Annotated in this window: 20 protein-coding genes and 1 pseudogene; 14 read left to right on the plus strand and 7 right to left on the minus strand. The window is 64.5% G+C overall.

Annotated elements, in window-relative coordinates:
• Positions 1–25: 25 nt before the first annotated feature.
• A complete protein-coding gene (locus DT069_RS05385; protein WP_425450024.1) occupies positions 26–3406 on the minus strand; it encodes a maltotransferase domain-containing protein in 3381 nt (1126 codons plus the stop codon).
• 269 nt (positions 3407–3675) lie between these two features.
• On the opposite strand from DT069_RS05385, the gene DT069_RS05390 reads away from it, so the two are divergent.
• The 5 genes and pseudogenes from DT069_RS05390 to DT069_RS05410 form a co-directional block, all read left to right on the plus strand.
• Complete coding sequence (locus DT069_RS05390) at positions 3676–4065, plus strand: DUF2934 domain-containing protein (RefSeq protein WP_119459241.1); 390 nt, start codon at positions 3676–3678, stop codon at positions 4063–4065.
• Positions 4066–4080: 15 nt separating this feature from the next.
• Positions 4081–5430, plus strand: coding sequence for an aspartate aminotransferase family protein (locus tag DT069_RS05395; protein WP_425450025.1), 1350 nt, complete (start codon positions 4081–4083; stop codon positions 5428–5430).
• 21 nt (positions 5431–5451) lie between these two features.
• Positions 5452–5790: a DUF1491 family protein gene (locus DT069_RS05400; RefSeq protein WP_119459242.1), complete on the plus strand. Its 339-nt coding sequence runs from the start codon at positions 5452–5454 to the stop codon at positions 5788–5790.
• 22 nt (positions 5791–5812) lie between these two features.
• Positions 5813–6544 (plus strand): methyltransferase domain-containing protein, encoded by a 732-nt coding sequence (locus DT069_RS05405; RefSeq protein ID WP_119459243.1) that lies wholly within the window; start codon positions 5813–5815, stop codon positions 6542–6544.
• 329 nt (positions 6545–6873) lie between these two features.
• Positions 6874–7800 (plus strand): annotated as a pseudogene (locus DT069_RS05410) (UDP-glucuronic acid decarboxylase family protein); the annotation flags it as partial.
• Between the two features lie 36 nt (positions 7801–7836).
• Here the strand turns inward: DT069_RS05410 and DT069_RS05415 are convergent.
• Both DT069_RS05415 and DT069_RS05420 read right to left on the minus strand, forming a co-directional pair.
• The gene (locus DT069_RS05415; protein WP_119459244.1) at positions 7837–8718 is read right to left on the minus strand and encodes a 3-oxoadipate:acetyl-CoA acetyltransferase; all 882 of its coding nucleotides are present in this window, start codon (positions 8716–8718) and stop codon (positions 7837–7839) included.
• Between the two features lie 48 nt (positions 8719–8766).
• Positions 8767–9192 (minus strand): OsmC family protein, encoded by a 426-nt coding sequence (locus tag DT069_RS05420; RefSeq protein WP_119459245.1) that lies wholly within the window; start codon positions 9190–9192, stop codon positions 8767–8769.
• Positions 9193–9439: 247 nt separating this feature from the next.
• On the opposite strand from DT069_RS05420, the gene DT069_RS05425 reads away from it, so the two are divergent.
• The 8 genes from DT069_RS05425 to DT069_RS05460 all read left to right on the plus strand — a co-directional run bounded on the left by DT069_RS05425 (position 9440) and on the right by DT069_RS05460 (position 18651).
• The gene (locus DT069_RS05425) at positions 9440–10747 is read left to right on the plus strand and encodes a polysaccharide pyruvyl transferase family protein (RefSeq protein WP_119459246.1); all 1308 of its coding nucleotides are present in this window, start codon (positions 9440–9442) and stop codon (positions 10745–10747) included.
• Positions 10748–10754: 7 nt separating this feature from the next.
• Positions 10755–12011, plus strand: coding sequence for a phenylacetate--CoA ligase family protein (locus DT069_RS05430; RefSeq protein WP_119459247.1), 1257 nt, complete (start codon positions 10755–10757; stop codon positions 12009–12011).
• Entirely contained in the window at positions 12008–13156 is a 1149-nt protein-coding gene (locus DT069_RS05435; RefSeq protein WP_119459248.1) for a glycosyltransferase family 4 protein, read from the plus strand. The genes DT069_RS05430 and DT069_RS05435 overlap by 4 nt, the downstream gene beginning before the upstream one ends.
• On the plus strand, positions 13153–13836 hold the full coding sequence (locus DT069_RS05440) for a GNAT family N-acetyltransferase (RefSeq protein ID WP_119459249.1): 684 nt from the start codon (positions 13153–13155) through the stop codon (positions 13834–13836). Before DT069_RS05435 ends, DT069_RS05440 begins: the two co-directional genes overlap by 4 nt.
• On the plus strand, positions 13833–15188 hold the full coding sequence (locus tag DT069_RS05445) for a phenylacetate--CoA ligase family protein (protein WP_162912989.1): 1356 nt from the start codon (positions 13833–13835) through the stop codon (positions 15186–15188). Before DT069_RS05440 ends, DT069_RS05445 begins: the two co-directional genes overlap by 4 nt.
• On the plus strand, positions 15185–16504 hold the full coding sequence (locus tag DT069_RS05450; RefSeq protein WP_119459251.1) for a phenylacetate--CoA ligase family protein: 1320 nt from the start codon (positions 15185–15187) through the stop codon (positions 16502–16504). Before DT069_RS05445 ends, DT069_RS05450 begins: the two co-directional genes overlap by 4 nt.
• 172 nt (positions 16505–16676) lie before the next feature.
• On the plus strand, positions 16677–17366 hold the full coding sequence (locus tag DT069_RS05455) for a hypothetical protein (protein ID WP_119459252.1): 690 nt from the start codon (positions 16677–16679) through the stop codon (positions 17364–17366).
• Between the two features lie 34 nt (positions 17367–17400).
• Positions 17401–18651 carry a hypothetical protein gene (locus DT069_RS05460; protein WP_162912990.1) on the plus strand — a complete coding sequence of 417 codons (1251 nt, stop codon included), beginning with the start codon at positions 17401–17403 and terminating at the stop codon, positions 18649–18651.
• A 22-nt stretch (positions 18652–18673) separates the two neighbouring features.
• Here DT069_RS05460 and DT069_RS05465 read toward each other — a convergent pair whose 3' ends face one another.
• From DT069_RS05465 to DT069_RS05480, 4 genes are all read right to left on the minus strand, one after another.
• On the minus strand, positions 18674–19702 hold the full coding sequence (locus DT069_RS05465) for a DMT family transporter (protein WP_162912991.1): 1029 nt from the start codon (positions 19700–19702) through the stop codon (positions 18674–18676).
• Positions 19703–19836: 134 nt separating this feature from the next.
• Positions 19837–21459 (minus strand): long-chain-fatty-acid--CoA ligase, encoded by a 1623-nt coding sequence (locus tag DT069_RS05470; RefSeq protein WP_119459255.1) that lies wholly within the window; start codon positions 21457–21459, stop codon positions 19837–19839.
• Between the two features lie 359 nt (positions 21460–21818).
• The gene (locus tag DT069_RS05475) at positions 21819–22178 is read right to left on the minus strand and encodes a cupin domain-containing protein (RefSeq protein WP_162912992.1); all 360 of its coding nucleotides are present in this window, start codon (positions 22176–22178) and stop codon (positions 21819–21821) included.
• A gap of 93 nt (positions 22179–22271) precedes the next feature.
• A complete protein-coding gene (locus DT069_RS05480; RefSeq protein ID WP_119459257.1) occupies positions 22272–22883 on the minus strand; it encodes a tellurite resistance TerB family protein in 612 nt (203 codons plus the stop codon).
• Positions 22884–23009: 126 nt separating this feature from the next.
• Here DT069_RS05480 and galE point away from each other — a divergent pair, with 126 nt between their 5' ends.
• Positions 23010–24026, plus strand: a complete 1017-nt coding sequence (galE, locus tag DT069_RS05485; protein ID WP_119459258.1) for a UDP-glucose 4-epimerase GalE — start codon at positions 23010–23012, stop codon at positions 24024–24026.
• Positions 24027–24055: the final 29 nt, after the last annotated feature.

The raw sequence follows: 24055 nt of genomic DNA on the forward strand, positions 1-24055 counted from the left end.
TCGACACTTAGGCTCGGGGCGGGGGCTAGAAGCACGGCTCGCGGTAATCGACGTAGGTCCAGGGAGCCACCCGAAGGATGGCGGCGGGGTTGTCCTCGGGGTCGAGCCGCAGCCGATGCCGCGCGCCACACCAGAGGTGCTTCGCGCCGGTCAGCAGCTCCTCGACCTCGAGGTTCCGGTCATCCGGGATGCCCATCGCGCCGAGCGGAAGCTCGATCTCGCTCTCCTGCGGTTCGAACGGGTCGAGATTGACCGCGATCAGGATGAAGTTGCCGCGGTCCGGCGCCATCTTGCCGTAGAACAGGACGTGCTCGCTGTCCGAGCGGTAGAATCGCAGATTGTCGAGCTCATGCAGCGCCGGGTTCTCGCGCCGGATCCGATTGACCCGCGCGACATAGTCCTTGATGTTGCCCGGCCGGTCCCAATCCCAGACCTTGTAGTCGTACTTCTCGGAGTTGAGATATTCCTCGCTGTTCGGGACCGCCGCGTTCTCGCACAGCTCGAACCCGTTGTAGATCCCATAGACGCTGGAAAGAGTAGCCGCCAGCACCAGCCGGATCTTGAAGGCCGGGCGCCCGCCGGTCTGCAGGAAGGTCGGCAGGATGTCGGGCGTGTTGGCGAAGAAGTTCGGACGCAGATACTCTTTCACCTCGGTCTGGGTGAGTTCGGTCAGATACTGCGTCAGCTCGTCCTTGAAGTTCCGCCAGGTGAAGTAGGTGTAGGACTGGGTGAACCCGACCTTTGCGAGCATCTTCAGCATCGGTGGCCGGGTGAAGGCCTCCGACAGGAAGATCACCTCTGGATGCTGCTCCTGCACGTTGCGGATCAGCCATTCCCAGAACGGCACCGGCTTGGTGTGGGGATTGTCGACGCGGAAGGTCTTCACGCCCTGGTCGACCCAGAACAGCACCACGTCCAACAGCTCCTGCCACAGCGCGTCGCGATGCGGGCCGTAGAAGTTTACATTGACGATGTCCTGATATTTCTTCGGCGGGTTCTCGGCATATTTGATGGTCCCGTCGGGCCGAAGCTGGAACCAGTCGGGGTGCTCCCGGAGCCACGGATGGTCGGGCGAGCATTGAATCGCGAAGTCCAGCGCCACCTCCATGCCGTGGCGCTCGGCCGCCGCAACGAACCGCTGGAAGTCCTCCAGGGTTCCGAGCTCCGGATGCACGGCGGTATGGCCGCCCTCCTCGGACCCGATCGCATAGGGGCTGCCGGGATCGTTCGGGCCGGCGCCGAGCGTGTTGTTCGGCCCCTTGCGGTGGGCGCGGCCGATCGGATGGATCGGCACGAAATAGATGACGTCGAAGCCCATCTCGCGGATTTCGGGCAGCCGCCTCTCGCAGTCCGCGAAGGTCGCCGACTTCCCCGGCTCCGTCCCTTGCGAGCGCGGGAACATCTCGTACCAGGCCGCGAACCGCGCCGCGACCCGATCGACGGTCACTTCGAGCACCGGCGCGTACTCCGTCGCGTTCGACCGATCCGGGCAGCGCGCCATGACCGCGCGGGTTTCGGGCGAGAGGAGGAGCAGAGCACGCTCCGCCTCCGTCTGCGCCAGGTCGAACGTCTGTAGCGTCCGGTCGAGCCGTCCCCGGTCCTCGCCGCGCGCGACAGTCAACGCGCGCTGTAGAATCTGGCGCCCTTCCAGCAGTTCGAGATCGATGCTCTGGCCGGCGTCCGTCTTCTTCTGCGCGCCGTCCCGCCAGCTTTCGAATTCGTCCATCCAGGCTTCGACGGTATAGAGATAGCGGGCGTTCTCGGTCAGAGTGACGCTGCCGTGCCAGCGGTCCAGGCCCGCATTCTCGAGCGTCATCGGCGTTTCCCGCCAATCGGGCTCGTCCTTGCGGCGGAACTTCAGGACGGCGGCGATCTTGTCGTGCCCTTCCTTGAAGATGTCGGCCCAGACCTCGAGTCTGTCGCCGACCTCGCGCTTCACCGGATATCGGCCGTGATCGATCTCCGGCCAGACGTTCTGAATGACGACCGGCATGCTGCGGAGCGTGTCCGGCGACAGCAGCGTCGCCGAGGCCCGGCGCGCGGAACGGGCCGACGCGGCACGTCCCGAAGGCGATATCTGCGCCTGATCCCGCTCCCGGCCGCGAACGAGACGCCCGTCGAGCGGCGCCAGGTCGACGATCATGTCGGCCCTCAGATCGCCCCTCGCCCGTCCCGGCGTGAGATCCTCTCCGTCGACGACGCCGCCCACCATTCCGTCGAGGCGGTTGACGGCGAAGCCGTGGCCGCTGTTTGGGTCCGGATTGAGCAGCGTCGCCGTCCAGCCGGCCGCCTTCTCGCCGCGCCGGACCAGGGCGACCGCCGGCCCCAGATCGGCATGCACTGCCACCTGCGGCCCCTCCTCGTTCAGCACGGGGATGCTCGCCTTCGTCCGGTTCACCTCGGCAATGAAGTCGCTGAGGTCGAACTGCGGCTCCTCCCAATCGTCGGGGCGCGTTCCGACCACGTCCAGCTTGCGCCGGAAGCCGAACTCATAGCCGATCGGCATCATCACCCCGGTCGAGAACGCGGCGGCGAAGAGATAGCGTTGCCGATACAGCGCCTCGAGCTGATCGCGGGCGACGACGCCCTGGGCGGCCGCTTCGACCGCCAGCCGCTCGGTGTCGTGGCTTTCGGGAAAGGCGATCGACGGCGCGATATGACGGAACGCGCTATATTGCCGAAGCAGCCAGTCGCCCCGGAAATCCCACCATTTGGAGCTGTTGAACAGGAAATCGAAACCGGCCGGCCGAAGCTGCTCGACCTGTTCCAAGGTGCAGCCGAGCGTCTCGGCGGCGAACACCGCGTCAGGCCGGCTCTCGCGCACAGCACGGATCAGCTCGATCCAGACCGAGGCAGGCACCTTGTAGGCGGCGTCGCAGCGGTATCCGTGAAACCCCAGCTTGACGTAGTGGCGGACGAGATCCGTCCAATAGGCGACGATCTGGGCCAGTTCCGGGCGCTCGGCGAAATCGACCTCGGCAAGGTCGCCCCAGACAGTGACGTTCGTCGCATCGGCCGGATCGATCGCGGAAGGCGATCGGACGGCGCCGTCGGGCTCGCGCGCATACCAGTCCGGATGCTCGGCCACGAGATCGGAATCCTTGGCCGTGTGATTGATCACGAGATCCATCATCACCGACAGACCCTGCTTCTCGGCGGCCGCGGTGAAGTCCTGCAACAGTGCATCGGCGGACTTCCTCGAGGCGCCTTTGAAGATCGGATGCAGGCGATAGTGATCCTTGACCGCGTAGAGGCTGCCGGAGAAGCCCGGATAGTGAAACGGATTGATGTAGACCCAGTCGAAGCCCATGCGCGCGATTCGCGGCAGCTGCTTCTTCCAATCAGCGATGGAGCCCACCAGAAGCGGAAACAGATTATATATCCGGGGACCTGAAGCTGCGGTCACACTTTCATCCTCTCCCGTTACGACGGCGCGGCTCTGCAGGGCCTTGGAGCGATCATAAGCCTGCCGTCTCCAGCAATACCGACGGCAACACGGCAAGAGAGCTGGAGATCGAAAACATGCGACGCGGACCCTGAGCAGACCCCTGTCGGTAAAACGTCCCCGGATTTGGTTTGTTCCAGAAGCGATGCGGCACGAGTCGCCTCCGGTTGACACCCGCCGGTGCCAGACACATCATTTGAGTGGAAGAATTTCCGACGGGGAACGCGCAGATGGTGGGTACGAATCTCGAGGCGAAGATCAAAGAGCGTGCATACCAGCTCTGGGAAGGCGAAGGACGCCCCCACGGGAAGCACCTCGAACATTGGCGCCGCGCCGAGCAAGAGGTGAAGTCGCAGGCCGATCAGAGCATTCTGCAACGGTCCATGGAACGGTCGAACCCGGCGCCGGGTATGTCGCCGTCATCTCCGGCCGGTGCAACCTCGACCCCAGCCGGCTCGACCCCGGCCGAGGCAGCGGCTGCTGCGGGCGAGAGCAAGGCGGCCGTCGAGGGCAAGCGGGCAAGAACCAAGACGACCGCCAAGACCAAGACCAAAACGGAACCGAAGAGCAAGACCGCGGCGAAAAAGCCGAGGAGCAGCACGACGAAGCCGACCGTCTGATCGAGTGCCGCAACCTTGATCGCGAATGTCGATCGGCTCAATGCCGATCTGGGCGGCGCCCTTCAGGAGGCCGAGACCCGCTACAGGGCCGCAAATCCTGGAAGCATGGCGCAACATGGCGAAGCCCTGCGCGCCATGCCCGGCGGCAACACGCGTACGGTGCTGTTCTACACACCCTTCCCGCTCGTCTGGGAGCGGGGCGACGGGGCGACGCTTCAGGATGTAGACGGCCACGCTTATACCGATTTTCTTGGCGAATATACGGCCGGGCTGTACGGCCATTCCGACCCGACGATCCGGAATGCGGTGCGCGACGCGCTGGACCAGGGCCTCGTCCTCGGCGGACCGAACCGCTATGAGGTGCCGCTGGCGCAGGAATTGTGCAGGCGGTTTCCGTCGCTGGACCGGGTGCGTTTCTGCAATTCCGGCACGGAGGCGAACGTCCTGGCGCTGTCGGCCGCCCGGGCGGCGACCGGCCGGTCCGCCGTCATGGTGTTCGACGGCGGCTATCACGGCAGCGTGCTTTATTTCGGCCGCGGCGGCTCGCCTCTCAATCTTCCGGTCCCCTGGATCAAGGCAAGATACAACGACATCGACGCGGCGACCGCGCTGATCCGCCAGCATGCCGGCGATCTGGCCGCGGTTCTGGTCGAGCCGATGCTCGGCTCCGGCGGATGCGTGCCCGCGGACCGCGAGTTTCTGGAAGCCCTGCGCGACTCCTGCGACCAGCATGATATCGTCCTTATCTTCGACGAGGTGATGACGTCGCGACTGTCGCCGGGCGGGCTTCAGCAAACACTCGGGATTCGGCCGGACATGACCACGCTTGGCAAATATCTGGGCGGCGGGCTCAGCTTCGGCGCCTTCGGCGGCAGGGCCGAGCTGATGGACCGGTTCGATCCGCGGCGGTCGGATGCGCTGCCGCATGCCGGGACATTCAACAACAACGTGCTGTCGATGGCGGCGGGGCTCACCGGCTTGACGCGGCTGTTCACGCCCGACGCGGCGATGCAGTTGAACCGTAGGGGAGAGCAGCTCCGCGAGCGGCTGAACGGGCTCGCCGCGGGGTACGGCGTGCCGCTGCAGGCGACGGGGATCGGGTCGCTGCTCAACCTGCATTTCCGACGCGACCGCATCCGATCGCCCGCGGATTTCTGGAGCGAGGACCCGCAACGGCTTGCACGCCGGGCGGACCTCCTGGCGCTGTTCCACTTCGACATGATCGAGAGGGGGCAATATCTCGCCCGCCGCGGCTTCATCAGCCTGTCGCTGCCGGTCACCGATGCCCATCTGGACGCCCTCTGCGCCGCGGTCGAGGAGTTCCTGCAGACGCGCCGTTCGATCCTGCTGTCCGCGCTCGGTTGATGAAGCCGATGGATGGCACCAATGGATGACGACCGCCTGCCGACGGACCTGTGGATTCGCGCGCATCTTCGCCGCTGCACCGTCGAAGGCATCCCCGCGACCGTGGTGCACAAGGGCGAAGGCAATCGCGGAACCGTGCTCCTCAAGCTCAATCAGCGCGAAGAGGGCTGCCGCGTTCTGACCCAGACGCGCGATCTCGACGGACGGTTCGGCTGGCTCCCCGCCCTGAAGGGTGCGCTGGTCCCTGAAGCGGAGGCCGATGCCTATATCGCCCGCGCAGTGGACCGCGATCCGGACCTTTGGGTGATCGAGATCGAGGATCGCCAGGGCCGGCACCCCTTCGAAGGAAAGATTCTTTAGAGCCTGGGACGGAGAAACCGAGATGCCCTGTGCGAGCTATTCGGATCCGCGCTTGGCCGCGGTTTACGACCCGCTGAACCCGTCCGACGACGATATCCTCTTCTATCTCGACCTCGCCGGCGAAACGCCCAAGACCGTCCTCGACATGGGGTGCGGCACGGGACGGCTCGCCTGCGAACTCGCCGCGCGCGGACATCAGGTGACCGGCGCCGATCCGGCGGCGGCGATGCTCGATATCGCGCGCAGCCGATCGGGCGGCGAGAAGGTGACATGGATCGAGACGAAGGCCGCCGATCTATCCGTCGACACGCGCTTCGACCTCATCATCATGACCGGGCATGTGTTTCAGGTCTTTCTGGACGATCAGGATGTCCGCGCGGCCCTGCGCACCCTCCACCAGCATCTCGCGCCCGGTGGCCGGGTCGCCTTCGAAACCCGTAACCCCGCGGTGCAGGAATGGAGCGGATGGACGCCGGAGGAAACCCACGAACGGGTTGAGGTCGCGGGTGTCGGTACGGTGGAGGTTCACTACGACATCACGTCGGTAGCCGGCCCGTTCGTGACCTTCGAGACCCATTTCCGCTTTGCCGAGGATGATATCTTGGTCGCGCCCACCACGCTTCGCTTCATGAACCAGGACGAGCTCGCCGCATTTCTCGCAGACGCCGGCTTTACGGACGTCACCTGGTATGGCGATTGGGACCGGTCGGCCGTAAGCCCCACAAGTCCCGAGATCATCGCCATCGCGGGTTAGATGTGTGGCGGACATCGCCTGACCGGTGCACGTCGCCCCCTTGATATCAATGGCCCAATCAACACGACGTCCGGATGGCGTAGGCAGGTAACCGTGCCGAGTATCGCTCGGACCGGTGGCAGAAATCCGGGAGGCGTTCTGGAACGTCTGGCGTGAATTGGTGTTGATTACTTCGAATGCGTTGAAAAGAAGCGCTTACATTTCGGCGCGTTGGGTGGGCGCAAGCATTTCAGGCGTCGACGACCGCGTTATTCGGCCGAAGAAATGTCGTTTCGCCTGCTTCGGCGCGGCGACGCTGTCTCTCGTCATCGGCAAGAGGGCTCTTCAAGATGATGTTGCGAAAGCGCGTCTTGGTGACCGGCGGCGCCGGGTTTCTCGGATCGCATCTCTGCGAGCGCCTCATCGCCGAGGGATGCGATGTCCTGTGCGCCGACAATTTCTTCACGGGAACGAAGGACAATATTTCGCATCTCGTCGGACATCCGCAGTTCGAGCTGCTGCGGCACGACGTCACCTTTCCGCTCTATGTCGAGGTCGACGAGATCTACAATCTCGCCTGCCCGGCCTCGCCGATTCACTATCAGCATGACCCGGTGCAGACGACCAAGACAAGCGTGCACGGCGCCATCAACATGCTGGGCTTGGCGAAACGTCTGAATGCGAAGATTTTTCAGGCATCGACCAGCGAAGTCTATGGCGACCCGCAGATCGATCTGCAGGCGGAGAGCTATCGCGGCAACGTCAATCCGATCGGGCTCCGCGCCTGCTACGACGAGGGTAAGCGCTGCGCGGAAACGCTGTTCTTCGATTACCATCGCCAGCACCGTCTGCGCATTCGCGTCGCCCGGATCTTCAACACATATGGGCCGCGCATGCACCCCAATGACGGACGGGTCGTTTCGAACTTCATCGTCCAGGCCCTGAAGGGCGAACCGATCACCATTTTCGGCGACGGTAGCCAGACACGCGCCTTCTGCTATGTCGACGATTTGATTGAGGGTTTCATTCGTCTGATGGAGGCGCCGGATGCGTTGACCGGACCAGTCAATCTCGGCAATCCGGTCACCTTCACGATAGCGGAGCTTGCGGAGAAGGTGATCGAACTGACCGGCTCGCGTTCGCGGCTGGAATATCGGGCATTGCCGGCCGACGACCCGCGTCAGCGGCGGCCCGACATCAAGCTTGCCCGGAGAGAGCTCGGCTGGCAGCCGACCGTTCCGCTGGAGGAAGGCCTGAAGCGCACCATCGCCTTCTTCGACGATCTGCTCCGAACGCTGTCGAAAGCGCGGCGCTCAACCGGCGCGGCGCGTGTCGTCGGAAACAACGGGTTGGCCGGGGACGGATTGGACAGGTTGCAGGCCGAGAAGGCTCCGCGCCTCCGCCGGGGTCGCGGGGCGGCGGTCGTACTCGCCGCAGAGCGCGGCGACTCGCGCCACCAGCTCGGCGTTGCTCTGGGCCAGCCGGCCCCGCTCGAAGTAGATGTTGTCCTCAAGCCCGGTGCGGACATGACCGCCGCGGGCGAGCGCCCAGCGATTGGCGACGAGTTGGCTCCGGCCGGTCGCGGCGGCCGTCCAGGTCGCCCCGGGTAGCTGGTCCTCGAGTTCCGATATCAGGAAATCGAGGACCTGCTCGCGGGCCGGCAGCGCGTTCGGAATACCCATCACGAACTGGACATGGAGCGGGGGCCGGACCAGCCCGCGCTCCACCAGATCCCGCGCGTTGTAGAGCATTGCCAGGTCGAAGATCTCGATCTCCGGCTTGATGTCCCGATCCAGCATGCTTCCGGCCAAGGCATCGATCAGGTCCGGCGGATTCTCGTAGATCATCGTGGCGAAGTTCACGGAACCGGTGGCGAGCGACGCCATGTCCGGGCGGTGATCGAGGCAGAGACCGCGCTCTGCGGGGGTTCGCCCGCGGCCGCCGGTGGAGAACTGGACGATCATTCCGGGACAATGCTTTCGCACGCCCTCCTGGACCGCGGCATAGCGCTCCGGATCGGAGGATGGGTGCCCGTGGTCGTCGCGAACATGGATATGCACCAGGGATGCGCCCGCCTCGAACGCCTCTTGGGTGCTCTCGATCTGTTCGGCTGTCGTGATCGGAACCGCCGGAGTCTTGTCCTTGGTCGGCTGGCTTCCGGTGATGGCAACGGCGATGATCGCCGGATGCGGCATGACTCTCACTCCCCTGGATTCCGCAGCGAAACTAAAGGTCTGTCGGATCTACCGCAAGACTGCCTTGAGGCCGATCTTAGGGCCGGCGAGCGCTTTCGAGACCGGGCAATTCGCCTTCGCCGCCTCGGCTTCCTTCTGGAAGGCCGCGTCATCAATGCCGGGCACCTCAGCTTCCGTCTCGAGTTCGATTCGACTGATCTCGAACCCTTCACCGACCTTCTCGAGATGGACCTGCGCCGTCGTATGAATCCGCGTGGGCGCGTGCCCGGCCTTGGACAGCCCCGCGGCCAGCGCCATCGAGAAGCAGCCGGCATGGGCCGCGCCGATCAGTTCCTCCGGATTGGTCCCCTGCCCGTCCTGGAACCTCGAGGGAAAGGAATAGGCGCCCTCGAAGGCGCCGCTGCCAAGCCGCATTCGCCCCGCACCCTCGCGCAGGTTCCCTTTCCATTCCGCCTCCGCCGATCGAATCGCCATCTCCACTCCTCCCAAATTAACAAGACCTTGATTATGCCTAACTTATGAACGACACATCATTCCTACAATCGGAGCCGTTGGACTTAGGGATTAATTCGCCCGGCGGTTCAGCCGGTGGGGGTGCCGCAGGCCTGGATCGCGTCGACGATTCGCATCGGTCCGGCGGCAGGGGTGACGAGCGGATCATCTTTTTCAGGAACTCAGGCTGGCCTAGCGGAGTTCTCCTCGCGGGACTACGGGTAACGCTTTGAACGGCGCGCAGGACTTGATCAACCGCAACGCTCGACCGGATCAGACCGGCGAACTGGGAACTCTGGGCGCCTTTCTGCCCGCAGAGGCGCATGACTCCGCTCAATCGGACCCTCCGGCATCGGCACAGCGGCGTCATGTCCTGATCCTCGCGGGCGACACGGATCACAATCTCGGGGACCGCGCCATTCTACAAGCGACCTGCGCGGAGATCCGGGCCGCGCATCCCGGCGCCGCATTCACCGTGATTTCCGCGTCTCGGAAACGGGCTCACCGCGCCTACGGGGCCGACGCCATTCCGCTGGGCCCGCGCGGCTTCTTTCAGCTCTGCGCGGCCGCCGCCCGGAGCGATCTGATTCTGTGCGGCGGCGGCGGCCTGTTTCAGGACGATGACAGCCTGATCAAGATGCCCTACTGGGGTCTGCGGGTGGCGCTGATGCGCCTGCTGAACCGGCGGATCATCGGCTATTCATTGGGTGTCGGGCCACTCGACGCGGCGAGCAGCCGCTGGTTCGCACGGTTGGCGTTCGCCTGCATGGAGCGGGTCGCGGTGCGCGATCCGAAGGCGCTGCGCATAACACGGCAGTTGACGGGACGGCCTGTCGAGTTGGTCCCCGATCCGGCCTTGCTCCTCCGTCCGGTGGAGCCGGAAATCGCCCGGCAATGGTTGCGCGACCAAGGCGTCACGCTCGATGGGCGTCCGCTGATCGGGGTCGCGCTTCGGCGCTGGTTTCCGCCACGCCGGCGGATCGTGCCCAACCGGATTTCCGCCAGGTTTCGCCGCCGCAGCGTAACCGATGAGCCGGAGGCGCAGCGGCTGACGACCCTGCTCGCCCAAGTTCTCGACCGGATCGCCGAGCAGCAGCAGGCCGAAATCCTGTTCCTACCGACCTACACCCTCGCGCATGAGGGGGATGATCGGATCTGCCAGGCGGTCCTCGCCAAGATGACGTCCGCCACGGGCCGGGTGCTGCGCATCGACGACCCTACCCTCTATAAGGGAGTGGCCGGGGAGTTGAGCGTTCTGCTGGGTGGCCGCATGCATCCGACGATCTTCGCGGCGGCCGCGGGAACGCCGGTCGTCGGCCTCGCCTATAATCCGAAGTTCCACGGCTTCTTCACGCTGCTCGGACTCGAGGACCGGGTCCTCGACATCGCAACGTTCCTGCAACTCGGCCAAGTGGACGAGCTGGCCGGACTGCTTGCCGCCGCCATCAAAGAAGGGCCGCGCCTGGGAGAGCGGATCGATGCGCTCCAGCAAGATATAAGGCGCTTCAACAGCGCTCTCTTCAAGCGAGATTCGTGAGTTCACCGTGACGCTTCTTCAGACTTTGGCCACCTACAACGAGCTTCGGCGTAACCAGTGGCTCGACCGAAAGGCGCTGCGGCGGATTCAGGACGCCAAGCTGCGAAGGTTGATACGGCACGCCTATCAGAGCGTGCCCTACTACCGACAGCTGTTCGACGAGGCCGGGATTCCTCCGGACGCAATCCGCACGGCCGAGGATCTGGCGCAAATCCCCATCACCACGAAGTCGGCCCTCTTGGCAGCAGGACCGGAGGCAACGGTGAGCACCGCCGTCCGCCCAGACAAGCTGATCACGGAAACCACCAGCGGCTCCACCGGGCAGCCCTTCACGACCCGTTTCGACCGGCGCTTCGTCCGGATTCGCGATGCCCTGTTCCTGCGAGCGCTGACCACGGCCGGCTATCGGTTCGGCGACAGGCTGATGCTGGTCACGAGCACGCAGGGCAAGACATCGCGGTCGGGACTGCATTACGTGTCCCTTCTCGAGCCGCCGGAGCGGCTGCTCGACGCGCTGAACCGGTGCCGGCCGCGCGTGCTCTATGGCTGCGTCACGCCGCTGCGGCAGCTGGCGTCGTACATCCGAGAGATGGGCGCCGCCGCGCATCGGCCGAAAGCGGTCGTCTCGACGGCCGAGGCCCTCGATGACGAAACGCGCCGGCTGTTCATGGAGGCGTTCGGCGCCGAGGTCTACGATATTTTCGGCCTGACCGAGATGGGGCTGGTAGCCTGGGAGTGCGGGCAGCATGACGGTTATCATCTCGCGGAGGACACGACCGTCACGGAGTTCATTCCGACGGGTCCTGACGGAGCCCTCCGCCTCGTCATGACGAATCTGGAACTGCGGGGAATGCCGCTGATCCGCTTTCAGACCGGTGATATCGGCGTTCCCGGACCATCCGAGCAGTGCGCCTGCGGACGCAGTCTGACGCGCCTCCAGCGGATCGAAGGAAGGATTGTGGACTGTATCCGGCTACGCGACGGCCTCACCCTTTCGCCGTACCGTCTGACGCTTGCTCTCGAAAAGATTCCCGGCATCGGCCGCTATCAGGTCATTCAGGAGTCGCTCGACGTCTTCACGATCCTGCATGAGGGCCGGTCGGGCAACGGAAGCGAGACGGCCGAGGCCGCACGCCGGGTCATGCACGACATCATCGGGACAGATGCGCGCATATCGGTGCGTCAGGAACGGAGCCTGGACCCGCCGCCCGGCCGCAAGTTCCGGGTCGTGGAGTCCAGGCTGCCGCCCGGAGCGACCCGATGAAAATTCTCAGTGTCTGCTACGAGTACCCGCCGGTCGGCGGCGGCGGCGCCACGGTCTGCCAGGGCACGGCGGAAGCCTTCGTGAAGGCCGGTCACGAGGTGGATGTCGTCACCTCCGGGATGAAGGACCTTCCGCCCTTCGAGGAGCGGAACGGAGTCGGCATTCATCGGGTTCGCTGCATCCGCCTGCACCGGCATTACAGCACGGCTCCCGAACTCCTGACGCAGATCCTGCCGTCCTATCGGAAGGCCCTCGAGCTGATGGAGCGGAAGGCCTATGACGTGAACCACTGCCATTTCGTGGTGCCGTCCGGCCTGGTGTCCTACCTGCTATGGAAGCGCCGCCGCCTGCCCTACATCCTCACCGCGCACGGCTCGGACGTCCCCGGCTACAATCCCGACCGCTTCGACCTGATGCACCGGCTCATCAAGCCGGTCTGGAGGCGGGTCATCGCGGGCAGCAGCGGCGTCACCACCCCGTCGCATTTCCTTGCGGAGCTGATCCAGCGCCAGATCGATGTCCCGGTCGAGGTGATTCCCAACCCTTACGATCCACCAAAGACCGCGGATGTTTCGCGGCGGAATCGGATTCTCGTGGCGACACGGATGGTCGAGCGCAAGGGCGTTCAAGATCTGATTCGCGCCTTCGCGCAACTGAAGACGGATTGGGAACTCGTCGTGGCCGGCGACGGCCCGAGCCTGCCGATGCTGAAGGCCCTTGCCGCCGAGACGGGCGCACGTGCCACCTTCCTGGGATTCATTCCCCGGCAGGATCTGGCCGCGCTCTACCGAACGGCGAAGATCTTCGTTTTTCCGTCCTTGCAGGAGAACTTCCCCATGGTGCTGCTCGAGGCGATGGCCGCCGGATGCGCCGTGGTGACCAGCACGGCGCCCGGCTGCGCCGAGGTCGTCGGCGATGCCGGCATCAAGGTCGAGCCTCGGAACGTCGAGGCGCTACGCACCACCCTGGAGCGTCTTGTCGGTGACGAGACGGAAATCAAGACGCTCGGTCGGCTGGGGCAGGATCGTATCGATCGCTTCGCCTCCGCGCGTGTCACGGTCCAATACGAGGCGACATTCCTCCGCTGCACCGGCGTGAGCAAGGCGGCGGACCGCCAAAGCCCGGCAGCGAGAGGCGCCGGATGAGCGCGAAGCTCGGCGAGGCGCCCCTAGTCCTGCGCCACAAGCTGTTCCGAATCCGCGAGACGCTGCAGTGGCAGGGCGTGCACGGCCTGACCTTTCGGGCCTTGATGCATTCGGGCTATCGGAGCGCCGGATGGTTCGTGCGACCCCTCGATGCGCCGGTGCGGCCTGTCGAGGCGCGCCGGCCGGCGCGGGTCGGCGAACTGACGGCATCCGATGCCGAAGCCTATGTCGCGTTCCGGCCCGAGCTCACCGAGACGGTATTTCTCTCGCGTCTCGAGGCCGGGCACCGATGCTTCGTCGCCTTCGTCGAGGACAGACCGGCCTCCGTCGTCTGGGTCGCCGTGGACAGCGTCCGCGTCGAGTTCTTCTCCCGGACACTGTTCTTCGGCGAGGGCGAGATCTATCTCTACAACGCCTATACGGATCCGGCGAACCGGGGAGCGCATCTTCAGCCGCTCCTGATCGCGGCGATCCTGTCGCGTTATCAGGCCGGAGGCTTCGTCCGCGCCTTCTCCCTGATCGGACTCCACAACCGCCCGAAAATCACCGTCTGCGAGCGGGCCGGATTCCGTCGGCTCGGCTATCTGGGCCAGGTGCGGCTCGGCCCGTTCCGCCGGGATTTCTTCCGCGGCAGGCGTGACGAGGCGGATGACGGTGCCACCCGAAGGCCCCGGCCTTGACCGCCATGCTCGACGCGTTCTTCACCCGGCTCGCGGGAACCGGAACAGTCCTTGCCCATCTGCCCGGCCAGCGCGGTATCCCCTATCTCGCGCCGGAGCGACTCCAGAAGAAGCGTGATGCGCGGGTCCGCAGGATCGTGCGCTATGCGGCGGCGACCGTGCCCTATTATCGGCAGCTCTTTCGACAGCAGGGGATCGATCCGCGCGACATCCGCGGCGCCGATGACCTCGACCGGCTGCCCTTGCTGGAAAAGGCCTGGGTCCGCGCCGATCCGGAGCATTTTCGGTCGCAATCACGCAGCGGTCGCCGCGCCATCCCGTTCGAAACCAGCGGCTCCACCCGTTCTCCCCTGACGGCCTATCACGATCCCATGTCGGTCGCGGCCAACCTCGCCTTCTGCGAGCCGGAGAAGGAGGTCGTTCGCCGGTTCTTCGGCCGGGGACGCCCGGTCCGCCAGATCTCGATCTATTATCCGGGATCCTCCGTCCTGCAGATCTGGGACGTCTATCGCCGGATCACCTTCGTTCCGCCGCCCGCCGAGCATCTCGTCCTCAGCGTCACCGACCCTCTCGACAAGGTCGTCGCGGCGCTCAACGCGTTCCGGCCCGACCTTCTCATCGGATATGGCTCCTATCTGGAAAGCCTGTTCCGCATGGCCCATGCGCGGCAGATCACCCTTCATCCGCCGAAGCTCGTCATGTACGGCGCCGACATGATGACCGAGCCGGGGAAGCGTCTGATCGAGGAGCAGTTCGGTATCCCAGTCTATTCAAGATACCGTGCCGTCGAGTCCTTCCAGATCGGCTTCACCTGCGAGAAGGGCCAAGGCTTTCATATCCGCGGCGACCTCTGCGATATGAAGCTCGTCGGCGCCCAAGGTCAGCGGGTTCCCGCGGGAGAGCCGGGCGAGATCGTCATCTCCAACTTCGTCAATCGCGGAACGGTGCTGTTGAACTATCGCCTGGGGGATGTCGGTGTAATGTCAGGCGCGCCTTGCGGCTGTGGCCGGACTCTGCCCGTGCTGACAGGATTGCTCGGCAGAGCCGAGGATGCGCTGATCCTCGCCGACGGTCGCATCGTGGATCCGCGCCTCGTCTGGAATGTCTTCAAGGACCGGCCCGAGATCGTCCGATATCAGCTTGTGCAGCACGAGCCGGCGCGGTTCGCGCTGAAGCTCGTCACGACCGACCGCGAAGCCTATGACCGGATCGGCTCCGCGGTGGCCGCGGATCTTCGCGAACTTTTGGGATCCGTGCGAATCGATACGTCGTTCTGCGAGAGGTTGGAAAGCTCGGCGAGCGGAAAGTTCCGCCCGGTCGTATCACATTGCAGCGCTGGAGCACCGCGATGATCGGCAAGCTTCGTCAGTTCAACGACATTCGCAAGAACCCGAAGCTCGCGCCGCGAGAGCTGGAGGCGTTTCAGCTCCGCAAGCTACGCGCCCTGTTCGCGCATGCCTATGAGTCGGTTCCCTATTACCGGTCGCTGTTCCGCTCGGCGGGCATCTCGCCGAAGGACATTCGCAGCCTGGCCGACCTTCGGCACATACCGACCAGCAACAAGGACGACCTTCGCAGGGCGGGCCTGGAGGCCGTCCTCGCGCAGGGGTCGGATCCGGACTCGCTCACGGCGATCCGCACCAGCGGCACGACGGGCACGCCCTTCACCTTCTATCTCGCGCCGGACGAGCTGAAGGCGCGCGGGCTGATCGAGTTCCGGGATCTGGTGGAGATCGGCTTCCGGCCATGGGATCGCCTGGTAGTGCTGGGTCCCAACCCGCCGATCAAGAAGAGCCCGCATCAGCGCCTCGGCCTGTTTCGCACCGAGCGGATCGCGCCCATTCTGCCGATAGAAGAGCAGATTCGCCGGCTGAAGGCCCTGAAGCCGACCATTCTTTGGGCCTATCCGGCAGCGCTGCGGGCGCTCCTCGAATCCATCGACGGTCCGCTGTCGACACTCTGCCAGCCGCGCGCGCTCGTGACCTCGGCGGAGATGTTCCAGCCATCCCCGAAGGACGGCGGTGACGATCTCGGCTTGGATCTCAAACATTTCAACTTCTACGGATGCATGGAGAGCGGCCGCATCGCCTGGGAATGTCCGGCGCATCAAGGGCTGCATGTCTGCGCCGACAACGTCATCTTGGAAGTCGAGCCACTCGCCACCGGCCCGATCGACGGAAACCCGGCAATCGGCGAGGCTGTCATCACGACGCTGAACACGCGGACGATGCCCTTCATCCGCTATCGCCTGGGCGATCTCTGCCAGTATCTGGACAAGCCTTGTTCCTGCGGCCGGAGCTTTCCCCTGATCGCCCCGCCCATCGGTCGCACCTACGACCTGATCCGGATGCCGAGCGGCCGCGTGCTCTCGCCCTATGGCGTGCTGTATTTTCTCCGGGAGTTCAAGAAGCTGCGCCGATACCGCATCACCCAGGTGGATTTCGGGCGGTTCCTGATCGAGCTGGTCGTGCAGGAGGGCGCGACGTCGGAGGACTTCACGGCGCTGGAAGCACGGCTCCGCACCTTCTTCGCCGAGCCGATCGCACTCGAGCTGCGCCCCGTTCCGGCGATCGAGACCCACGGCACCAAGTTCAAGGTCTTCGTGTCGAAGCTGCCGCGGAACGGCGAGACCGCGGCTAAGCCGGAAGAAGGCTCAGCCAGCGCTTGAACTGGTCAATTGCGAAGATATCGCTCGACTGAGCCGGAAATGGTTCAGAGTTAAGCCGATATACAAGCGCTCCACGAAATTTTGTATTAGAATTTTAGGTTGAGTTGAGCGCGAATTACCGTCGCGGACGGTTTCGCGATCGCCTTCCTCTTGTTCGAGAGCGAACCAAGTCATGCAGAACAGGCCTAACCGGATAGCGGGGGAACGTTGGGGATGGGCACTCCGGCGCATTCGCGAAATCGGGCAACGGGAGGGGACGCGCGGCCTCGTTTACCGAACACTTGCGCTTATTGGCTATCGCACCGTCGGCCGCTACCAGCGCGCCTTGGATGCGCCCATCGAGCTCGCATCGGCGCGAATCCCCGTCGAGATCGGTCGCCTTACAGCAGAGCATGTCGACGAGTATATCGCATTTCGGCGCGGCGCAACGCCACTGCAGTTTCTGTCCAGACTAGAAGAGGGGCATTGCTGCTACGCCGCGCGGCATGATGGGCAGCTCGCATCTACCGCCTGGGTCGCGGAGCGCAGCGCCTGGGTCGAGGCGCTGGGTCAGCATATCTCTCTCGATCAGGGAGAGATGTACATCTTCGATGCCTTTACCCTTTCTGACTATCGTGGACAGCACATTCAACCGAGAATTGTTTCGACAATCCTGCTGGATTTCAAGGCCGCCGGTTTTCGACAGGCAGTTTCGCTGATTGCGCCTTACAATCGCTCGAACATCATCGTGCGCGAGCGCGCCGGATTTCGTCGCACGGGAGCAATCAACTGCATCAAGGCGGGCCCGCTGTCCTGGACCTTTTTTCGCCGCCAGCGTGGCTCGTCTCGGAGCCGCCAGGAGCAAACGGTTACGAGTCGCTGAAGATCCAGACTCGATCATGGCACGGAGGCGCCTGGTGACTATGGTTTCGCGGCAGCTCTGGACGCGGTTCGACGATTGGCTCACCGACTCTCTGCCTCAGCCGCTTGAGAACGCACTTCGTTCCGGGCACCGCTATCTGATGCCCTTGATGCAGCTTCGCGTGCCGCTGTTCCTGCTCAAGGGATTGACGGGGCTGAGCCCGACATCTACTGGCACAGTCCTTGTGGCTGGTCAGGGGGTGACGATCGAGGTTCTGGCCCGGCGGTTCTTCGAGGGTGAACCCGAATGCGAGGCAATCGGTTCGGTCTCCCTCTTCACGCTTCCCTGCGCGTTCGCCCGTTGGAGGAACAAGGCAGACCTCGTCATCGCCCGAGTCCCGCGTTCGGTCGCTGGGCCGATGTCCCGGGGGCGCTATCTCCGGCTTCCGGAGGCTGTCGGCGGTCGACTGGCCGTTCCAAGCGATCCTGACGACCTGAGCGACATCAGCCGATCCGTCCGCTCCAATGTGCAATCCGTCCTGCGCAATGCGTTGACCTGGACCGTGTCGCACCGAACGGAGGATTTCGAATTCTTCTATCGCGAGATCTACCTGCCCTTCGCCAAAGGCCGCTTCGGCGATCTGGCATTTCTCCGCAATCGCCATAGTCTCCGGCGTCAGTTCCGGCAGGGCGGTATTCTTTGGATTGAACACTGCGGCATGCGGATCGCCGGCGTGCTGTTCCAGACGGATGGGTCGACGCTGCGGCTTGTTTCGCTTGGCGCGCTCGACGACCGAGGCGAGGCTCGTGCACTTGGCGCGCTGAGCGCGATATACCTGTTCAGCGCCGCTTACGCCCGCGAGAAGGGGCTGGACTGGGTCGACTTCGGCACCAGCCTGCCACTTCTGAACGACAGCGGCCTCATGCATAAGCGCAGCTGGGGCACGATACTGACGGAGAGGCGGGAAAGCCGCCATGACCTGCTGTTGGGTTGGGGGCGTTGTGGTGAGGAGCTGATACGATTCCTGGCCGCCACGCCGATGGTCATTCGCCACGGCCGCACCTTCGCCGCCCTGGGGGCACCGGGAAGCGGGACACCAAACGATAGATCATTGGATCTGCTCGGCCGCAAGTTTCTGATGCCTGGCCTGCGCCGCCTTTATGTCGTCTCATTGGGCGGTGCCCGCCCGCAAGACGGAGCAACGGAGCGATCCGCCCCGCCGCGAGTCGTCACCGTCGGTGCCGGCGCTTCGAATAGGGTGGTGGATGAGATCGATCGTCTTGGCAGGAACTTCGAACGGATTTAGCGCCGTTCAAAGATCCGGCCCATTACGACGAGACGCCGACCGAGCCCTTCTTCGCGACACCGCGGCCTTGGTCCCGCGCTTCGACGAAGCCCGCCCCCAGGATCAGGACGCAGCCGACCAACTCGCGCCAACCGAACGGCTCGTCCGTGAGGGCGGTCGCGCTAACCGCGGCGGTCACGACCTCGAGGAGAAGGAGGATCGAAACCCGCCCGGGATCGAGTCGGCCGGCGCCCCACAGGAGGAGCCAAGTCAGCGGAATGATCCAGAGGACGCACCCGCTCAGCAGCGGCATCGCCGCCCATACCGCCTCGCCGGCGGGCGGCGGGGACAGCGGCTGGAACAGCGCGAAGAGAAATGCAACAAGGGCACCGAAGGCGAAGCTGAGGACGCTGCGTTCGAAGCCACCGGCTTCTCCTTGCTTGCGACTCAGCGTCGCGGCAAGCGCGAACAGAATGCCGGAGACAAGCCCCATCCATTCGCCTTCGGAGCGCGGCAGGGGTATTCCGCCGTCAAACCCCAGGACGACCGCCGCCCCCGAGAGGCCGAGGACGATCGAGAGCGCGCGCAAGGGGCGCAACGGCTCTCCAAGGGCAAAGAACGCGAATCCGGTCGCCCAGATCGGCGCCAGATAGAACAGAAGTGAAACCCGGACGACGTCCCCGGTGATCAGAGCATGATTCCAGGTGCTGAAGGTCGCGCCGGTGATGACGCCGATTCCGAGAAGCAGCCATCCGCCCGCGGCAAAGGCGCGGCGGCGCAGAAGCGCGACCGGCAGAGTTACCAGGGTCGCCGCGCCGAACAGCAGCACGCTGGCCCAATCGCCCGACAGGCCGCCTGCCTCGAGCGCACGCAGCGGAATCCACCAAAGCCCCCACATCACCGCCGACAGCGCGACAGCGAGCGACGGGCCCATCGGCCCCTGGTCGTTCATCATCGATAAGCCGATTACCGCAATACCCTTCGATGCCGCACCATATTGCCGTGCGCAGGAGCGGGCAATGGCGCCACGGACAGCCGCCCGGAACTGTCGGTTGGCGATTGGCACCCCCATCTTGTGTGCTTCGACAAGCTCAGCATGAGGAGCATGGAGTCTGGCACGGCGTTCCTCAGCCTGAGGAGCCCGCGATGCGGGCGTCTCGAAGGCCACACGGTATCGGAACGTCCGCCAATAACCGAGCCCACTCCTTACATCGGCGTGCCGGTGTCCGAGCGTACCGCCGCCCGCAACTCGAACTTCCTGACCTTGCCGGTGGCAGTCTTGGGCAGCGGTCCGAAGACCACCCGTTTCGGACATTTGAAGCGGGCGATGCGCTCGCGGCAGAACCCGATGAGATCGCCTTCCGTTGGCGCCAAACCCGGCTTGCAGTCGACGAAGGCGACCGGCACCTCACCCCATTTCTCGTCCGGCGCCGCAACGACGGCCACCTCCAGCACGGCGGGATGCTGATAGAGCGCATTCTCCACCTCGATGCTGGAGATGTTCTCGCCGCCGGAGATGATGATGTCCTTCTTGCGATCCTTCAGCTCGATATAGCCGTCCGGATGCATGACGGCGAGATCGCCGCTGTGGAACCATCCGCCGCGGAAAGCCTCGGCGGTGGCTTCGGGATCCTTGAAATATCCCTTCATGATGTTGTTGCCGCGCATCACCACCTGCCCCAGCGTCGTGCCGTCACGCGGCACGTCGAGCATGTCGGCGTCAACGACGCGGGTTTCGCCAAACACCGAATAGGAAATGCCCTGGCGCGCCTTGAGCCGCACCCGCTCGGCGAAGTCCAGCGCGTCCCAGCCCGGGTTCCAGGCACAGATCGTGTGCGGACCATAGGTTTCGGTCAGGCCATAGACATGGATGATGGTGGCGCCCTTCTCCTCCATGGTCTGGATGATTCTCGGCGAGGGCGGCGCCCCGGCGGTGACGATGCGCAACGGGTGCGGAAACTTCCGGTCGCGCGTCGCCGGATCTGACGCCAGCATGATCAGGACGGTCGGTGCGCCGCAGAGATGCGTCACCTTCTCCCGTTCGATCAGCTCGAGGACCGTCGACGGCTCCACCTTGCGCAGGCAGACATGGGTGCCTCCGGCAGCGGTCACGGCCCAAGGGAAGCCCCAGCCGTTGCAGTGGAACATAGGGAGGGTCCAGAGATAGGTGCTGTAGGGATTCAGCCCCATCTCCATGATCTCGCCGAGCGCGTGGATGTGGGCGCCCTTGTGGGTATACATCACGCCCTTCGGCTTGCCGGTCGTGCCGCTGGTGTAATTGAGGCTGTAGGTCTTGTCATCGTCGTCAAGCGGCAGCTCGACCCGCGCCTCGGTCGCGCCGGCGAGGAAATCCTCATAGGCCATGAGCTTGATGTCTGGGCCGGGAACGCCCTCAAGAGCGCCCAGGGGACCATCGTCATCGATCGCCACCACTCTTTGCACCGTCTCAAGGGATCCGGCGATGGGCGCAATCAGCCCTGCGAACTCCCGATCGACGAAGAGGAAGCGGCTTTCCGAGTGGTTGAGGATATAGGCGATCTCCTGCGGGCCGAGGCGGAAGTTGATCGCCCCCAGCACGCCACCGGCCAGCGGCACGGCGAAATGCGCTTCGAGCATCTCCGGCGTGTTCGGCGACAGGAAGCTCACCGTCTCGCCCGGCTGCAGGCCGGCGGCGCGCAGCGCGCTCGCCAGGCGATGCACCCGGTCCTCGAAGTCGCGATAACTGTAGCGGCGTGTCCCGTGCACGACCGCCGTTTTGTCCGGAAATGCCGCCGCGGACCGTGCCAGCAGCGTCAAGGGAGTCAATGGGCTGTTATAGGTGCGGTCCATGAGGCGGCCTCCCGACGATTATTGGCGGCATTGTAACCGCTTCGGCGGCCCGGCAATATCCCCAGACGGAAACGGAGGAGTCATGCCGCGGAGGGAGGACAGGCCCTACCGCTCGGTGTCGACCTGGGCGCGGGAAGCCTGAAGGCCTCGATCATCGATACGGACGGCACTCTGATGGCCGATGCCGAAGCGCGCGGCGGTCGAGCGCTGCGTGCGAATCGTCGATGCCTGCCGGCCGAACGCCGCGCGCCACGCCCTCTATTCACAGCTCTTCGAGATTTATCAGGAGGCCCAGCGGCAGCAGCCGGCGCCGCTGGGCCACAGGCTCATGCTCTGCTCTAGCGTGAGTGCCGAAGGAGCTAAACAGCCTCGTAGAGTCTGGTCCCAGCGGAGTAGACGATCGTCATTCGCGCCTCCTCATCCCCCACATTGCGCGACCAGTGAACCGCGCCGACCGGAACCAGAACGGTCTCTCCAGGCCGCAGGTAGTAGATCTGCTCGTCTATGGCCTGCTCGACCAGGCCCGCGACGAGATGTATGGCCTCGGTACAGTTCGGGTGACGATGGCTCGGCGACTCGGCCCCAGGCTTCAGAATCATCTCGGCCAAGCTGACACCGGCGCCTGGCGACAAAGCGTCATCGATCAGCCAGCACATCTCGCCCCACGGTTCAGCGATGATCCGCGGGAGGATGCTAGGTCTTGTGTGAGCAGAGGACACTTCGTCCATCCCATAGTGCCGCCGTCCGAGCAGGCTTCCACGTGACACCGGCCTTGTCAATCGCCACTCGCCTCGGCTCGCTTCGAGCGCACCTCAGGCTGCCAGACGATTCAACTCCTGAATCCTGTCCTGCGGGATTTTCAGCCGATCGGCGAGATAGCGGAGATAGGATCGCTCCGCATCCGTATCGGCTTCAATCGCGAGCTCGGAGGCGAGATAGAACTCTTCCGCCTCCTCCTGGCCATTGACTTGCCGGAGCAGTTCGTCGAGGGCAATCGGCGACGACATCTCGCGCTCGATGAAGGCGCGGTCGCCCTGGTCGGCGCCGGCCTCCTGGAGCTTGCTCGCGATCCGCTGGCGCTCATCCGCATCGATCTTCCCGTCGGCGTTCGCCGCCGCGATCATGCCCCGAATCAGAAGCAGGGCCTCGCGGTCGTCCATGCTGACGTTCGTATCGGTGGTTTGCGCTGCTGCGCCGCCTTGCGCATCGGTCTGACCGCCTTGCTTGGCTTGGTAGTTCTGGTAAGCCCTGTAGGCCAGTGTGCCGAGCGCCGCCAGGCCAGCGCCGCGCATCATGCCGCCACCCGTCAGGCCGCCCAGCAGCCCGCCACCTGCCACCGCCTTTCCGAAGCTGGGGCCGCGCCGGCTGCGACCGCCGACACCGGTGCTCATCAACGCGCCCAGAATGCGCTGCAGATTCGCCATATTCGTTTCTCCCTTCCGCTTTTTCCGAGAATGAAGATCATTTCCGGGAAGTCCCTGAGAAACAGATGACGGCGGGGCTGGTTCCCTTAAGATGCAGAGCGGGACGGACAGACGGATGGAGTATGGATGAGCAAGTCGCTTCTCGTGACCGGTGGCGCCGGCTATGTCGGCAGCCACGTCGTTCTGGAGCTCGTCGCCCGCGGCTATGAGGTGGTCGTCTTCGACAATCTCCAGCAAGGCCATCGGGACGCGGTCGTGCGGGAAGCGATGCTGATCGAAGGGGATCTGGCGGATCGGGACGGCCTCGACCGGCTCTTCGACCAGCACCGGTTCGACGCCGTCCTGCATTTCGCCGCCAATTCCCTGGTCGGCGAATCGATGCGTCAGCCGTTTCTCTATCTGGGCGACAATGTTGTGAACGCGCTGAACCTGATTCGCGCGACCGTCGAGCACAAGGTCGGGAAGTTCGTCCTGTCCTCGACGGCGAACCTGTTCGGCACGCCCGAGCGCATTCCGATCGATGAGGAGGCGGCGATCGATCCCGGCAGCCCTTATGGCGAGTCCAAGTTCATCATCGAGCGGATGCTGCACTGGGCCGACCAGATCCATGGGCTGCGGTCCGCCTGTCTACGCTATTTCAACGCGGCCGGAGCTGATCCGAACGGCCGAACCGGCGAGGATCACGCGCCGGAAACGCATCTGATCCCGATCGTCCTGCAGGCGGCGCTCGGCCAGCGACCCCATGTCGAGATCTTCGGCGACGACTATCCGACGCCCGACGGCACCTGCATCCGCGATTACATCCATGTCCTGGATCTGGCCGACGCCCATATCCGCGCTCTCGACCTGCTGGAGACCCGGAGCTGTCGCTACAATCTCGGCAACGGCCGCGGCTATTCGGTGCGCGAGGTCGTCGAGACCGCACGCCGGGTGACCGGAGCCGAAATTCCCGTCCGCGTCGGACCGCGGCGGGCGGGAGATCCTGCGGTTCTAGTCGCGGCGGCGGACCGCATTAGGACAGAGCTTGGCTGGAAACCGAAATTCGCCGAGTTGCGCAAGATCGTCGAGACGGCCTGGCAGTGGCACAGCAACAATCCGACCGGCTTTGTTAGAGCACGATCCGATCAGGTTGAGTCAACCTGATCGGATCAACCTCTAGGACGCAATAGCGG

It is taken from the genome of Virgifigura deserti, from assembly GCA_003576685.1.
Classification (GTDB): Bacteria; Pseudomonadota; Alphaproteobacteria; order Dongiales; family Dongiaceae; genus Virgifigura; species Virgifigura deserti.

Excerpts from the sequence above, each read along its gene's own strand:
- DT069_RS05405 (WP_119459243.1), top strand. The coding sequence starts at position 5,813 with ATGCCCTGTGCGAGCTATTCGGATCCGCGCTTGGCCGCGGTTTACGAC.
- DT069_RS05450 (WP_119459251.1), top strand. The coding sequence starts at position 15,185 with ATGATCGGCAAGCTTCGTCAGTTCAACGACATTCGCAAGAACCCGAAG.
- galE (WP_119459258.1), top strand. The coding sequence starts at position 23,010 with ATGAGCAAGTCGCTTCTCGTGACCGGTGGCGCCGGCTATGTCGGCAGC.
- DT069_RS05420 (WP_119459245.1), bottom strand. The coding sequence starts at position 9,192 with ATGGCGATTCGATCGGCGGAGGCGGAATGGAAAGGGAACCTGCGCGAG.
- DT069_RS05455 (WP_119459252.1), top strand. The coding sequence starts at position 16,677 with ATGCAGAACAGGCCTAACCGGATAGCGGGGGAACGTTGGGGATGGGCA.
- DT069_RS05415 (WP_119459244.1), bottom strand. The coding sequence starts at position 8,718 with ATGCCGCATCCGGCGATCATCGCCGTTGCCATCACCGGAAGCCAGCCG.
- DT069_RS05435 (WP_119459248.1), top strand. The coding sequence starts at position 12,008 with ATGAAAATTCTCAGTGTCTGCTACGAGTACCCGCCGGTCGGCGGCGGC.
- DT069_RS05465 (WP_162912991.1), bottom strand. The coding sequence starts at position 19,702 with ATGGGGGTGCCAATCGCCAACCGACAGTTCCGGGCGGCTGTCCGTGGC.
- DT069_RS05480 (WP_119459257.1), bottom strand. The coding sequence starts at position 22,883 with ATGGCGAATCTGCAGCGCATTCTGGGCGCGTTGATGAGCACCGGTGTC.
- DT069_RS05440 (WP_119459249.1), top strand. The coding sequence starts at position 13,153 with ATGAGCGCGAAGCTCGGCGAGGCGCCCCTAGTCCTGCGCCACAAGCTG.
- DT069_RS05390 (WP_119459241.1), top strand. The coding sequence starts at position 3,676 with ATGGTGGGTACGAATCTCGAGGCGAAGATCAAAGAGCGTGCATACCAG.
- DT069_RS05400 (WP_119459242.1), top strand. The coding sequence starts at position 5,452 with ATGGATGACGACCGCCTGCCGACGGACCTGTGGATTCGCGCGCATCTT.
- DT069_RS05470 (WP_119459255.1), bottom strand. The coding sequence starts at position 21,459 with ATGGACCGCACCTATAACAGCCCATTGACTCCCTTGACGCTGCTGGCA.